This window comes from Streptomyces sp. NPDC045678, assembly GCF_056432085.1.
Genome location: NZ_JBWKJS010000006.1, coordinates 135588 through 149397, shown reverse-complemented (window position 1 = coordinate 149397; position 13810 = coordinate 135588). Strand labels below are relative to the sequence as shown.

Here is a 13810-nt window from a genome sequence, read left to right as displayed (position 1 = left end):
CGTCGCGCACCCGCACGTCGCACTGAACAACCCCCCACCCCTGAGGAGACTTCATGCGACTCCGCATACGCGGCAGGAGATCCGCGGCCCTCGCGGCGCTTCTCGCCCTGGCCGTGGCGGCCCCCCTGACCGCCAACGCCTCGACAGGACAGGCCGACCCGGCCCCCCGCAACGCGGCGACCGCCGCCGACGAAGAAACGCGCCAGTACGAGATCCCCCTGCGCGACGACCGCGCCGCGCGCACCGCCCTCGCCCGCACCGGCGTCTCGATCGACGAGGTCGACGCCCGCGCGGTGGTCGTCTCGGCGAATGCGACCGAGGCGGCGGCGCTCCGGAAGGCGGGCTACGAGCTCAAGCCGCTCGCCGGGCCCCCGAAGCGTACGAACGGGCAGGAGGTGCGGGTCAAGGACTTCCCGCCCGCCGACGCGAGGTACCACAACTACGCCGAGATGAACGCGGAGATCGACCAGCGCATCGCGGCCTACCCGGGCCTGATGTCGAAGAAGGTCATCGGCAAGTCGTACTCCGGCAGGGACATCGTCGCCATCAAGATCAGCGACAACGTGGGCACCGACGAGGCCGAGCCGGAAGTCCTCTTCACCCACCACCAGCACGCCCGTGAGCACCTGACGGTCGAGATGGCGCTGTACCTCCTCCGCGAACTGGGCGCGGGCTACGCCTCCGACGCCCGCGTCAAGAAGCTGGTGGACTCGCGCGAGATCTGGATCGTCCCGGACATGAACCCGGACGGCGGCGAGTACGACATCGCGACCGGCTCCTACCGCAGTTGGCGGCTGAACCGGCAGCCCAACTCCAACGGCCGCACCGGCACCGACCTGAACCGCAACTGGGGCTACAAGTGGGGCTGCTGCGGCGGCTCTTCGGGCACCCCGGGGTCGGAGACCTACCGGGGTTCGGCCGCCGAGTCGGCCCCCGAGGTGAAGGTCGTGGCCAACTTCGTGCGCAGCCGCGTCGTCGGCGGCAAGCAGCAGATCAAGGCCGGGATCGACTTCCACACGTACAGCGAACTGGTCCTGTGGCCGTACGGCTACACGTACAACGACACGGCGCCCGGCCTGACCCAGGACGACCGTGACGCGCACGCCGCCGTCGGAAGGAAGATGGCCGCGAGCAACGGCTACACGCCCGAGCAGTCCAGTGACCTCTACATCACGGACGGCACGATCGACGACTGGCTGTGGGGCGACCAGAAGATCTTCAGCTACACCTTCGAGATGTATCCGCGGTCCGGCGGCGGCGGCTTCTACCCGCCCGACGAGGTGATCGAGCGCGAGACGTCCAGGAACCGGGACGCGGTGCTCCAGCTCCTGGAGAACTCCGACTGCATGTACCGGTCCATCGGCAAGGAGCAGCAGTACTGCACGAGCTGACGCTCGCGGCAGCGCGGCCCCGGGCCCACACAGGGGTCCGGGGCCGCGGCACGCCTTGGGTCGTGGCCTCTTCGCGGACCGCCTCCTCTAGAGGAGCCGCTGCTGCCCGGCACCGGCGATCTGGCGCCGCGGCCCCTTGGAGCAGGTCCGGTCGTCGGCGGGGAGCCTGCCGGTGGCCAGGTAGCGGTTGACCTTGCTGTCGACGCAGACGTTCTCGTAGAGGCCGTAGACCGCGTGCCGGTTGGCGCCCTTGACGGTGATCAGCCTGGAGCTCGGGAGCTGGTCGTGCAGGGCGACGGCGCCCTTGTGCGGGGTGCGCGGGTCACCGGTGGCGGACACGATCAGCGCCTTGGCGTCGTGCCTCACCTGGGTGGGCCGCTCGCGGGGCCGGTCCCAGAAGGCGCACGGGCCGATGTTGTTGTTCACCGCGCCGAAGCGCGGGTACGCGGCGCGGCTGCGCCGGATGTCGCGCCAGTAGACCTCGGGGTCGCGCGGTGCGGCCGCGTCCCCGCAGATGACCGCGGTCTGTGAGCTGCCCATGTTCGACTGGTCGCCGGTCGTCGCGAGCCGCAGGAGCCCGGCGAACTGCGGCGAGAGCCTGGTCGGCGCCTGTCCGGCCGCGGCCTTCGCCAGGGCGGACACCTGCTCGCCGAGGGACGCCCGGGAGGTGTCGGTGTCGCTGTCGAGCCCGGCGAGGAGCACGAACGGGACCTGGGTGTCGTCGAGCCGGAAGGCGTCCGGGGCGGTGCCGACGGTCAGCGGGCCGCGCGAGGACTTCTTGATGACCCGGTCGACGGTGGCGAGGACCTGGGCGCGGGTGCGGCCGAGTCCGTAGGTGTCGTCGCGGGCGGCGGCCCACGCGGCCCAGTCGGTGAGCGCCCGCTCGTTCTCGCCGACGGCCTCCCGCAGCAGCCGGGGGCCGAACTTGCGCGGGTCGATGGCGCCGTCCAGGACCATGCGGTCGGTACGGCCGGGGAACATCTGGGTGTATACGGTGCCGAGGTAAGTGCCGTACGAATAGCCGAAGTAGGAGATCTTCTTCTCGCCGAGCGCGCCGCGGACGACATCCATGTCGCGGGCCGTGTTGCGGGTGCTCACGTGCGGCAGCACGTCGGCGTTGGTGGCGCGGCACTTGGCGGCCAGGTCCTTGTGGAGGTCGACCTGGCGCTCGAAGCTCGCCCGGCCGAGACCCGCCGAGAAGAGCGTGGTGCCGACGTTCCAGCCGCAGTCCAGCGGGGTGCTGCGGCCGACGAAGCGCGGGTCGAAGCCGACGATGTCGTACCGCGGGCCCGTCTTCTTCATCCACGCGTGGAATTCCGGCGGGGACTGGACGGCGCCGTTGCCGGGACCGCCGTTGTTGAGCAGCATCGAGCCGATGCGGTGGCGGGTGTCGGTGGCCTTGAGCCGGGATATCGCGACGGTGATCGTACGGCCCTTGGGCTTGGAGTAGTCGAGCGGCACGGTGACGTCCGCGCACCGCACACCGGCCTTGTCCAGCTCGTGGCCCATGGTGTCGTCCGGGCCCTTGGCGCAGTCGCCCCAGCTCAAGCGCTGGTCGTAGTAGCGGTCGAGATGACGCCCGGGCCCGGGCCCGGACTTCGACGCGGTGGCGGTCGCGGCGGAGGCCGCCGTGGCGGTAGCGGCGGGAGCCGCGCCGAGGCAGACGGCGAGGGCGAGGCCCAGGGTCGAGATCCGTATGTGTCCCATACCGTCAGACGCTAAGTGGAACGACTATCCCCACTCACTACGGCTGTCCCCCCACTCTCGCCGGGGGCAACCCCCTCCACGGGGGCGGCCCCCGTCCGCGTACGGCCGAAGGGAAAGGGAGGCCAACTCCCCCTTACACGACGAGACTCACCACAGCGGCGACCGCGAACCCGGCCACCGACAGCACCGACTCCAGAACCGTCCACGTCTTCAACGTGTCCCGCTCGCTGATGCCGAAGTACTTCGCGACCATCCAGAACCCGCCGTCGTTGACGTGCGAGGCGAAGATGGAGCCCGCCGAGATCGCCATGATGACCAGGGCCACGAACGCCTGGGAGTGGTCGCCCTCGGAGAGGAGAGGGGCGACGATGCCCGCCGTCGTGACGATGGCGACGGTCGCCGAGCCCTGGGCGACGCGCAGGATCAGGGAGAGCAGGTAGGCCAGGACGATGATGGGCAGGCCCACGTCCTGGAAGGTGTCCGAGATGGCGCCGGCCACGCCGCTCGCCTTCAGGACCGCGCCGAAGATCCCGCCCGCGCCGACCACCAGGAGGATGTTGCCGACCGGCTTCAGGGACGAGGTCGACACCGTCTCCAGGGACTTGCGGGACCAGCCGCGCCGGATGCCCAGCAGGTAGTACGCCATCAGCAGGGCGATCGTCAGGGCCACGAACGGGCTGCCGAAGAACTCGATCACCGAGCGGAAGGTGGAGGGATCGAAGGCGATCGAGGAGAACGTGGCGAGGAGGATCAGGACCAGCGGCGTGCCGATGATCGTGAAGACGATGCCCAGCGGGACCGGCTTCTCCTGCGGCGGCACACCGGCCGCGCTCTGCTCGGCGACGACCGCCGCCCTCGCCTCGTCGGCCGCTTCGACCATGTCCTGCGGCACGGGCACGAAGATGCGCTTGCCGATCCACGCGGAGAACACCCAGGCGGCGAGCACGGCGGGGATGCCGCAGACGATGCCCATGAGGATGACCCAGCCGAGGTCCACCTTGAGGAGTCCCGCGGCGGCCACCGGGCCGGGGTGCGGGGGCAGGAACGCGTGGGTCATGGAGAGACCCGCGAGCAGGGGGAGGCAGTAGAGGAGGATCGACTTGCCGCTGCGCTTGGCGGCGGCGTACACGATCGGCGCGAGGACGAAGATGCCGACGTCGAAGAAGACCGGGACGCCGAAGATCAGACCCGTCAGGCCCATCGCGAGCGGGGCGCGCTTCTCACCGAAGAGACCGAGCAGCCGGGAGGCGAGCACTTCCGCGCCGCCCGACACCTCCAGGATCGCGCCGAGCATCGTGCCGAGGCCGATGATGATCGCCACATGGCCGAGGATCCCGCCCATGCCCGATTCGATGACCGAGACGGCGTCGGACTTCTGGACGGTGCCGAAGAGTTCGGTGACGGAGAGTCCGGCCGCGAGGCCGACGGCTATGGAGACCGCCAGGAGCGCCACGAAGGGCTGCAGCCTGACCTTGATGATCAGGAAGAGCAGGAGCAGGATGCCGAGCGCGGCGACGGTCAGCAGACCTGCCGTGCCGTCGATCAGGGCGAGCAGGCCACCGGTGTGCGGTGGCGTCTCGGCGGCGGGGGCGGCCGCGAGCACGGCGGTGTGGGACGGGGACATCGTTGACCTCGTAAGTGCATGGGGCTTTCGGAGCAGGGGGGATCGCGGCACGGCGCCCCGGGGGAAGGCGCCGTGCCGTGACGACGTACGGCTTGCTGGTGGTGGATGTGGGTCAGCCGAGAACGGCGAGCGCGTCGATCTCGATGAGCAGGCCCTTGGGCAGTCCCACGTACACGGTGGTGCGCGCCGAGGCGGGGGCCTTCAGGCCCTGCTCCTCGAAGTACGCGTTGTAGATCTCGTTCATCTCCGCGAAGTGGTCCACGTCCGTGAGGTAGACGCGCATCATCATCACGTCGTCCCAGGTCGCGCCGCCCTCTTCGAGGATCGCCTTGACGTTGGCGAACGTCTGGAGGGTCTGCTCGCGCAGGGTCGGGCCCGCGGGAGTGGGGGCCTTGCCCTCCTCGGCGGGCAGGAAGCCGACCTGTCCCGCGACCTGAAGGATGTTGCCCTTCTTCACGCCGTGGGAGAACTTCGCGGGCGGGGTGGTGTGGGTGGCCGGGGTGAGGGCGGTCTTCTCGGTCATGAACTTGCTTCCTTCAGAGGGGCGTTGCCGGAGTACTCGCGGCTGATGGCGTCCGCCGTGCGGCGCACCAGCGGGAGCAGGGAGAGGAGTTCCTCGGCGGTGACGACCACGTTCGGTGCGGACACCGACATGGCGGCGACGACGCGCCCGTCCGCACCGCGGATGGGGGCCCCGATGCAGTTGATGGACTCCTCGTGGCCACCGAGGTCGGTGGCCCAGCCCTGTTCGCGCACGGCCGCCAGCTCCTTGAGGAAGGCGGCGGCGTTCGGCGTCGAACGGGACGTGTAGGTGGGGTAGTCGAGCTTCTCCGCGATGGCGCGGCGCTCGGCCTCGGGGAAGTCGGAGAGCAGCAGCTTCGCGACGGCGGCGACGGTGATCGCCACCGGCTTTCCGATGCGGGAGTACATCCGCACCGGATAGCGGCTCTCGACCTTGTCGATGTACAGCACCTCCTGCTCCTCGTACACGGCGAGGTGGACCGTATGGCCGCACTTCTCGTTGAGGGCGAGGAGATGGGGGTGGGCGATCTCGCGCACGTCGAGGTTCTCGACGGCTTCCTGGGCGAGCGCGAAGAGGCGCGCGCCGAGGCGGTAGCGCTGGTCGGACTGGCGGAAGACCAGGCCGTGCTCGTGGAGGGTGCGCAGGAGCCGGAGCGCGGTGGACTTGTGGACGTCGAGCCGGTCGGCCACCTGTCCCAGGTCGGCGGGGCCCTCGGCGAGCAGCGGCAGGATCGAGAGCGCGCGGTCGACGGTCTGGCTCATGGGGTACGTACCTCCTCCTCGGCCTCGGTGTCCTCCGGGACGCGTTCCGTCCAGCCGGGGCCGAGACGAAGTGTCTCCCAGGCTGCGTCGTCCAGGGCGGCGAGGCGGTCGGCGTGTGCGCGGGCGGGGGGCGGTGCGAGATCACCGGGAACGGTGAGGGCGGCGGCGGCCATCAGGTGGCCGTGGCGCAGCCGGTGCGCGGCGGGCAGGCCGCGCAGGGTGGCGGAGAGGAAACCGGCGGCGAAGGCGTCGCCGGCCCCGACGGGCGCGACGACGTCGACGCGCAGGGCGGCCTGGAAGACGGGGTCCTCGCCGTGGCGGTGGACGGTGGCGCCGCGGCTGCCCTGCTTGACGACGAGCGTTTCGGGCTCGGGCAGGGCGGCGCGGATGGCGTCGGGGCCGCCGGTGACGCCCCAGGCCGCGGCGGCCTCGTCCTCGCCGACGAAGACGAGGTCGGCGCCGCGCGCGAGGTCGAGGAGGACGGAGGGGTCCGCTCGGGTGTGGTCCTTCCAGAGGCCGGGGCGGTGGTTGACGTCGAAGGAGACGAGCGGGCCGCGGTCCTCGCGCCGGGTGCAGAGGTGGCGTACGAGCGCGAGACAGTCGGCGGAGAGCGCGGGGGTGATGCCCGACAGGTGCAGGATGCGGCCGGCGGCGAGGGCGTCCTCGTCGACGGAGCCCGGCGCCATGGCGGAGGCGGCGGAGCCCGCGCGGTAGTAGACGACCTCGTGGGCGTCGGTGTCGCGGTCGTCGGCGGTGCGGAAGTAGATGCCGGTGGGGCGGTGCGGGTCGCGGCCGACGGCGGAGGTGTCGACTCCGTAGCGGCCGATCGTCTCGACGAGGTGGTCGCCGAAGCCGTCGGCGCCGACGCGGCTGACCCAGCGGGCGGTGTGCCCGGCGGCGGCGAGCGCGCAGGCCACGTTCGACTCGGCGCCGCCGATCCCGCGGTCGAAGGACGGCACGTCGGCGAGGCGGCCGGGCCGGACGGGCAGGAAGGTGACCATGGACTCGCCGAGCGCCACGACGTCCACGGGTGCCTGTGCGGTGTCCACGGGTGCCTGTGCGGTCACGACTGCCTGTGCGGCCATGGCTGCCTCTGCGGTCACGATCGTCCAACCCCTCAACCGGCTCTCCGGATCCGTTGACCCGGCGTTGGCTCGGATGTTAGACAGCAGTAAGCGACATACGCAATGACCGTTGCACATGTTGCAACGCACTCTTCAATTGCTCTGCATGCACTCCTGGAGGAGGCGCCCATGGCCGCCGACAACGTCGTCGACACCACCCTCGCGGACGAGCGAGTGGACCACCGCTTCAAGGGGCTTCCTCCGGATGCCGAAGGACTGACGGTCGGCGAGCTCACCGCCCAGCGACGGAACCTCTTCACGGGCGGCTTCACCACCCCCGTCCTCGCGCTCTCCGCCGAACGCCTGGAGCACAACCTCGCCCTCATGGAGACGTACGCCGAACGCCACGGCCTCGCGTTCGCGCCGCACGGCAAGACGTCTATGGCCCCGCAGCTCTTCGCCCGCCAGCTGGAGCGGGGCGCGTGGGGCATCACGCTGGCCGTCCCCCACCAGGTGCGCGTGGCGCGGAAGTTCGGCGTGGAGCGGATCTTCCTCGCCAACGAACTCGTCGACGCGGGGGCGCTGCGCTGGCTCGCGTCCGAGCTCGACTCGGACCCCTCCTTCCGCTTCGTCTGCTACGTCGACTCCGTACGCGGCGTCGAGCTCATGCACGCCGCCCTCAGCGAGGCGGGCGCGAGCCGTCCGGTGGACGTGGTCGTCGAGCTCGCCGCGGGTGACGGCGCGCGGACCGGCGCGCGGACCGAGGCCGAGTGCTTCGACATCGCCAACGCGGTCGCCGCCGCGGACACGCTGCGGCTGGTGGGCGTCGCCGGGTACGAGGGGGAGGTGCCGGAGGCGTCGAGCGAGACGGTGACGGCGTGGCTGCGCCGGCTCGTCGCGCTCCTCGCCGAGTTCGACGAATCCGGGCGGTTCGCCGACCTGCCGGAGATCGTGGTCAGCGCGGGCGGCAGCGCGTGGTTCGACGCGGTCGCGTCGGTCTTCGCGGAGATCCCCGAACTGTCGCGGCCCGTCCTGAAGCTCCTGCGCTCCGGCGCGTACGTCTCCCACGACGACGGCCACTACAAGCATCTGACCCCGTTCAACCGGGTCCCCGAGGAGGGCGCGCTCGAACCCGCGTTCCGGCTCTGGGCGCAGGTCGTGTCACGGCCCTCCGCGGAGCAGGCGTTCACCAACGCGGGGAAGCGGGACGCCGCGTACGACCTCGACCTGCCCGAGGCGCAGGTCGTCCGCCGGGACGGCGTGGAGCGGGCCGCGACGGGGATCACCGTCACCGGCCTCTCCGACCAGCACGGCTGGCTGCGGACCTCGCCGGAGGCGGATCTGGCGGTGGGTGACTGGCTGGGCATGGGGCTTTCGCATCCGTGCACGGCGTTCGACAAGTGGCAGTTGATTCCTGTGGTGGAGGGGGACGGGACGGTCTCGTCCTACATCCGAACGTATTTCTGACCGGGGGGTCTTGGGCGGTCCCCACCCCTCCCCGGCGGATCACACCCACCCACCCGTTCACCCCGCACCGCACAGTGGGCGCAGGCCCCCCTCCCCCCCACCCCCCGTTCGCCGCCGACGGCGAGCACGCCCCACCAGGGCCACCCGCACCCGACGACGAAAGTCGCACGGGTGGTGCGGGTGGGAACGAAAGACCCGGCCGGAGGCCGGGTGCACCGCAACCGGCCCGCAGCCGACGACGAACAAGGAAGGCCTCCCCATGGACCTGGTGATCCGGGACGCACGCGTCATAGACGGCACCGGAGGTGCCGCGTACCGCGCCGACGTCGGCGTACAGGACGGACGGATCACCGCGATCCACCGCGAGGGGGAAGGGAGCGGCCCCCGCCTCACGGGGCAGGCCACCCTCGACGCCCAGGGCCTCGCGCTGGCACCCGGCTTCATCGACATGCACGCCCACAGCGACCTCGCCCTCCTCAGAGACCCCGACCACTCCGCGAAGGCGGCCCAGGGCGTCACCCTGGAAGTCCTCGGTCAGGACGGCCTCTCCTACGCCCCCGTGGACGACCGCACGCTCGCCCAGGTCCGCCAGGCCATCACCGGCTGGAACGGTGACGGCGGCGACATCGACTTCACATGGCGCACCGTCGGCGGCTACCTGGACGCCCTCGACTCCGCCCACGGCGGCCGCGGCACAGCGGTGAACGCCGCGTATCTCATCCCCCAGGGCACCGTCCGCATGTACGCGATGGGGTGGGAGGACCGCCCGGCGACCCCCGCCGAGCTGGACCGCATGAAGCAGCTCGTGGCGGAGGGCATGCGCGAAGGCGCCGTCGGCATGTCGTCGGGGCTCACGTACACGCCCGGCATGTACGCCGACGACTCCGAGCTCACCGAGCTCTGCAAGGTCGTCGCGGCCCACCACGGGTACTACTGCCCCCATCACCGGAGCTACGGGGCCGGGGCGCTCCAGGCGTACGAGGAGATGGTCAGCCTCACCCGCACCGCCCACTGCCCTCTCCACCTCGCCCACGCCACCATGAACTTCGGCGTGAACAAGGGGAAGGCGCCCGACCTCCTCTCCCTCCTCGACGCCGCCCTCGCCGACGGCGCGGACATCACCCTCGACACGTACCCCTACACCCCCGGCTGTACGACGCTCGTGGCGATGCTGCCCAGTTGGGCGAGCGAGGGCGGGCCCGATGCCATCCGCGCCCGGCTCATGGACGACGTGACCGCCGAGAAGATCCGCCATCACATGGAGGTCATCGGCGCGGACGGCTGCCACGGCGTGCCCATCGAGTGGGACACCATCGAGATCTCGGGCGTGAGCGACCCCGGGCTCGCCTCCTGCGTCGGCAAGACCATCGCCGAATCCGCGGCCCAGCGCGGCGAGGAGCCCTGGGTCACGGCCCGCCGGCTCCTGCTCAACGACAATCTCGGGTCGACCATTCTCCAGCACGTCGGCCATGAGGAGAACGTGCAGGAAATCATGCTGCACCGCGTGCACACGGGCGGCAGCGACGGCATCCTGCAAGGGTTCAAGCCGCACCCGCGCGCGTACGGCACGTTCCCGCAGTACCTCGGAAAGTACGCCCGGGAACTCGGTGTGATGTCCCTGGAAGAGACCGTCGCGCACCTCACCTCCCGGCCCGCCGCCCGACTGCGCCTGCCCGACCGGGGCGTCGTCCGCGAGGGCTACCGCGCCGACCTCGTCCTGTTCGATCCGGACACGGTCGCGGCCGGGTCCACCTTCGATGCTCCTCGTACGCCGCCGGTCGGCATCCCGCACGTCCTGATCGACGGGCGGTTCGTGATGCGGGACGGCCGGCGCACGGACGTCCTCGCGGGACGCTCCGTACGCCGGACCCCCTAACGCCTGTTACCTCGTGGCCGCCGCCGGCCTGGGCAGCTTGCAGCCCTTGCGGCCCAGGTCGATCTTGCTGCTCTTGCCGACGCACGGCACGATCCCGTACGTCTCCTGCGCGTAGTTGATGCCCTGGCGCACCGTCACGTTGCCCTTGCGGTCGATCTCACAGGGATTGTTGAGGGTGCAGCGTTCGCCGTCCTCGTTGCCCGTGTTGTTGACCGCGGTGACCTTTCCGGTCCTGTGGTCGATGACGGGCGACCCGGACGTGCCGCCGATGGTCTGGCAGGCGGGGGTGTAGCGGACGGAGTCCTTCCAGGTCCACTCCCCCTCCTTCATCCGGTACACGAAACCGTCGATGTTGCAGCTGTACGTCTTCTTCCAGTAGCCGGAGACGACCGTGATGACACGCCCCTTCACCGGGTGGTCGTCCTCCAGCTCAAGAGGCTTGATGCCGTACTTCTTCGTGATGTCGCCGTAGGTCTCGGTGAGTTGGTAGATCGTGATGTCGGTGTCCGTCATGGTCGCGTAGGACACCTTGGACGCCTTGAGCGTGGCGACGGCGTCGGCCTTCGCGTCCAGCAGCTTGAAGGTACGGGTGGACGGCTGGTCGACGATGACCTCACCGGCGGCGGGGAAACCCGTCTCTATGCAGTGGCCGTTGGTGAGGACGAGCGCCGGGTCGCCCGCCTTGGACTTCGGCATGCGGACCACCGAGCCGGAACAGTTGCTGAGCGCCACCGTCCCCGCGAAGTCGACGGCCTTGGTCTTGGTCCCGGTCTTTGCCGGGGTGCGGTCCGTTCCCTGCGCGTTCCCCGCGACTGCCGGTGCGGCTCCCGCGCCGGCCAGTGCGAGGGCGAGCAGTCCGCCCGCGACCGCTCTGTTCTTCTGTCCCATATGTGGAGCCCCCCTCGTGACGTACGCCAGTCGTGCGATTGTCAGGGGCATTCTTGGGGGCCCTGTTGCGGGCGGACAAGGGGTGGGAACCCTTCCCTTTCACGCATGTGGTGTGATGCGGACAGAGTGCGTTCCCGGACCCGAACGCAGCTTCAGGACACGCGACTTGGGGTTCCACGAGTGTCGCTTTCCGCCCTCAGCACGGCCGCCCCTCGGGAAGTGCCGGGCCGGAAGCCGGACCTCCGTCACACCTCGCACGTCCGCCCTTCCGCGCCAGCTCACCGTCAGCGCCTTCCGCCTCTCGTCCCAGCGGTACGCGACGGGGTCCCCCGCGATCGCCAGCGGGGCCGGGCGGTCGACTACGGGAAGGAGCCGCGTCGGCTTCAGCTTCGCGTCCCACGGCGCCCATGGGCCGGGGTCGTTGGACCAGTAGGCGAAGCCCGCTCCCATGTCGTCGGCCATGCGCTGCACCCTCTCGACGTACTCCATGGCTCCCGGCAGCCCCACGTCGAGCCCGAACTCCCCGATGACGACGGGCGCCCCGAGGCGCCGTGCGGTCTTCTCGGTCTCGTCGCGCCAGGACCGCAGCGATCGGTCGACCTGTTCCCTGGTGCCGCCGGTGTAGCCGCCGCCGAGGTCCATGGGGAGGGGGTAGAGATGTGGCGCATATGCGATGCGTGCCGCGTCGCCGTCGCCGCGCGGGTCGTCCAGGCGCGGCAGGCCGGTGGCGAAGCCCCAGTTGGAGCCGATGGCGGACGGTTCGACGAAGAGCCAGTGGTCGCGGTCGACGGTGCGGATCGCGTCGATGGCGTCCTGGTAGAGCCGGGCGAGCGGGCCCGACTCGAAGGCGGGGCCCTGCACGCTGCCGCCCCAGGGCTCGTTCATCAGGTCGTACCCGATGACGGCGTCGTCGGCGGCGAAGTACCCGGCCACCTCGCGCAGCGCGCCCACATAGTGTCCGCGCAGATCACGTCCGTCGCCTTCGACCGTCCCCCAGAAACGGTCGAAGGCGCGGACGGTCCCCGGTTCGGCGTAGCCGAGTTCCCAGGGGTCGGTGGGGGCCGAGGTCAGCCCGTCGGTCCCGGTCGCCCAGGCGGGGGCGCCGTTCCCGCCGACGCGCGGCCCGTACAGGTCCTGGTGCATGTCGAGCAGGACGTGGAAACCACGCTCGCCGTACCAGCGCACGCGCTCGGCGACCCGCCGCAGATACGTCCTGTCGTACGTTCCCGGCGACGGCTCGACCTCGCGCCACTGGAGGAGGAAGCGGACGAAGTTCGTGCCCAGCTGGCGCCGTTCACGCGCGACGTCCTTCTCCTCGATCCACGGCATCCCGTCGGGCGCCTCCTTGGCGCTGCTCGCCGTGGACAGACCGCGCAGGACCAGTGCGCGCCCCTGCCGGTCGGTGATCCAGCGGTGGCCGCTCGCGGTGTCGGCGCGCGGGGCACCCGCGCCCCGCGGGCCGACGGCGACCAGCAGCGCCGCCGCGGCGGCGAGCACGACCGCGCCGACCGCCCACGTGCGCCGGGCCGCCAGGGACTTCATGGCCGGGATGGTAGATCGCGGGACCCCCGGCACAACAGACCTGAGCGTTGTTCACTTTTTTCCGTCCGGGCCTCTGTCCCCGGCAACCGGTGCGCCCTACAGTGGCGCGCCATGCGGACGACGATCGACGCGTTGCGGGCCCGGACGGATGCCTCGGCCGTGGTGGCGGGCGTCTGCCTGCTGCTCGTCCTCGCGCACGGCAGCGCGACCCTGCTGACCGCGTTCACGGCACGGGCGGGTCTGTCGGTCGTCCCGAGCGCGCTCGGGGTGCCCTTCGCGCTGCCCGGCCTGCGGGCGACGCCGCTGGGCGCGACGGACTGGCCCTGGCAGCTCTGCGAGGACTTCGCGGCCCTGCTCCTGATCGCCACCGCCACCGCCCGGATGCGCCGCCATCTGCGCGTACGCCCGGACGCGGGCCGGGGCCGCCGCCTGCTCGCGGGCTGGACGGCGCTGATCGCGGGCACGGCGGTGGCGGGCGCCTGGCGCGGCACGGTCGCGGCCCGCATGGTCGAGGCGGGCCTGTGGGGGTGGCTGCTGCTCCCCCTGGCCGGTGCCCTGTTCGGCGCGCTGTGGGGTCTGGCGCTCGGCTGGCTGCCCGGGGCGGCGGCCCTGGCGAGGCCCGGCCCGCCCCGGGCCGCCGACTAGACCGGCGAAGTGGGCCAGGCCGCGCCGAGGGGCTCGGGGGCCGCGGGGGCGGGGGCCGTCGTGCAGGTGAAGCCGAGGGCGGTCAGCGCCCTGGTGACCTCGCGGGCCGAGAAATCACGGCGGTCCTGGCGCGTGATCACTTCCCCCACCTGCTTGACGGGGTACTGACGGTCGCCGATGAGCACGGACTCACCCTTGACGGCTTCGGGCTCGACGTTCTTCATGACGTCCTCGACCTCGTTCTTGAAGAGGTCGAAGGGGAAGCGGGCGATGACGCAGCGCATGATGCCTCACAGAGGGGAGAGAGGGGGCGCGGGACCCT

Annotated in this window: 12 protein-coding genes; 4 read left to right on the top strand and 8 right to left on the bottom strand. The window is 71.2% G+C overall.

The window, feature by feature from the left end; all coding sequences use genetic code 11:
- Positions 1 to 53: 53 nt before the first annotated feature.
- Positions 54 to 1391 carry a M14 family metallopeptidase gene (locus AC07DO_RS21920; RefSeq protein WP_479061857.1) on the top strand — a complete coding sequence of 446 codons (1338 nt, stop codon included), beginning with the start codon at positions 54 to 56 and terminating at the stop codon, positions 1389 to 1391.
- Between the two features lie 87 nt (positions 1392 to 1478).
- On the opposite strand, the gene AC07DO_RS21915 is transcribed toward AC07DO_RS21920, so the two are convergent.
- From AC07DO_RS21915 to AC07DO_RS21895, 5 genes are all read right to left on the bottom strand, one after another.
- A complete protein-coding gene (locus AC07DO_RS21915) occupies positions 1479 to 3098 on the bottom strand; it encodes an alpha/beta hydrolase (protein ID WP_479061855.1) in 1620 nt (539 codons plus the stop codon).
- A gap of 133 nt (positions 3099 to 3231) precedes the next feature.
- Positions 3232 to 4722, bottom strand: a complete 1491-nt coding sequence (locus AC07DO_RS21910) for a GntP family permease (RefSeq protein ID WP_479061853.1) — start codon at positions 4720 to 4722, stop codon at positions 3232 to 3234.
- Positions 4723 to 4834: 112 nt separating this feature from the next.
- The gene (locus AC07DO_RS21905) at positions 4835 to 5245 is read right to left on the bottom strand and encodes a RidA family protein (protein WP_383331629.1); all 411 of its coding nucleotides are present in this window, start codon (positions 5243 to 5245) and stop codon (positions 4835 to 4837) included.
- Positions 5242 to 6006, bottom strand: coding sequence for an IclR family transcriptional regulator (locus AC07DO_RS21900; RefSeq protein WP_150216465.1), 765 nt, complete (start codon positions 6004 to 6006; stop codon positions 5242 to 5244). The genes AC07DO_RS21905 and AC07DO_RS21900 overlap by 4 nt, the downstream gene beginning before the upstream one ends.
- Complete coding sequence (locus tag AC07DO_RS21895; RefSeq protein ID WP_479062464.1) at positions 6003 to 7091, bottom strand: sugar kinase; 1089 nt, start codon at positions 7089 to 7091, stop codon at positions 6003 to 6005. The genes AC07DO_RS21900 and AC07DO_RS21895 overlap by 4 nt, the downstream gene beginning before the upstream one ends.
- A gap of 168 nt (positions 7092 to 7259) precedes the next feature.
- Here AC07DO_RS21895 and AC07DO_RS21890 point away from each other — a divergent pair, with 168 nt between their 5' ends.
- Both AC07DO_RS21890 and AC07DO_RS21885 read left to right on the top strand, forming a co-directional pair.
- Entirely contained in the window at positions 7260 to 8537 is a 1278-nt protein-coding gene (locus tag AC07DO_RS21890) for an amino acid deaminase (RefSeq protein ID WP_479061850.1), read from the top strand.
- Positions 8538 to 8796: 259 nt separating this feature from the next.
- On the top strand, positions 8797 to 10413 hold the full coding sequence (locus tag AC07DO_RS21885; RefSeq protein ID WP_479061849.1) for an N-acyl-D-amino-acid deacylase family protein: 1617 nt from the start codon (positions 8797 to 8799) through the stop codon (positions 10411 to 10413).
- A 6-nt stretch (positions 10414 to 10419) separates the two neighbouring features.
- Here the strand turns inward: AC07DO_RS21885 and AC07DO_RS21880 are convergent, their stop codons facing one another.
- Both AC07DO_RS21880 and AC07DO_RS21875 read right to left on the bottom strand, forming a co-directional pair.
- Positions 10420 to 11301 carry a trypsin-like serine peptidase gene (locus AC07DO_RS21880; RefSeq protein WP_479061846.1) on the bottom strand — a complete coding sequence of 294 codons (882 nt, stop codon included), beginning with the start codon at positions 11299 to 11301 and terminating at the stop codon, positions 10420 to 10422.
- A 99-nt stretch (positions 11302 to 11400) separates the two neighbouring features.
- Positions 11401 to 12843, bottom strand: coding sequence for a cellulase family glycosylhydrolase (locus AC07DO_RS21875; RefSeq protein WP_479061844.1), 1443 nt, complete (start codon positions 12841 to 12843; stop codon positions 11401 to 11403).
- A 111-nt stretch (positions 12844 to 12954) separates the two neighbouring features.
- Between AC07DO_RS21875 and AC07DO_RS21870 the strand changes: the two genes are divergently transcribed.
- On the top strand, positions 12955 to 13488 hold the full coding sequence (locus tag AC07DO_RS21870; RefSeq protein WP_479061842.1) for a hypothetical protein: 534 nt from the start codon (positions 12955 to 12957) through the stop codon (positions 13486 to 13488).
- Here AC07DO_RS21870 and AC07DO_RS21865 read toward each other — a convergent pair.
- Positions 13485 to 13772, bottom strand: coding sequence for an SCO5918 family protein (locus AC07DO_RS21865; RefSeq protein WP_479061840.1), 288 nt, complete (start codon positions 13770 to 13772; stop codon positions 13485 to 13487). The two genes, AC07DO_RS21870 and AC07DO_RS21865, sit on opposite strands and share 4 nt — an antisense overlap.
- Positions 13773 to 13810 lie beyond the last annotated feature (38 nt).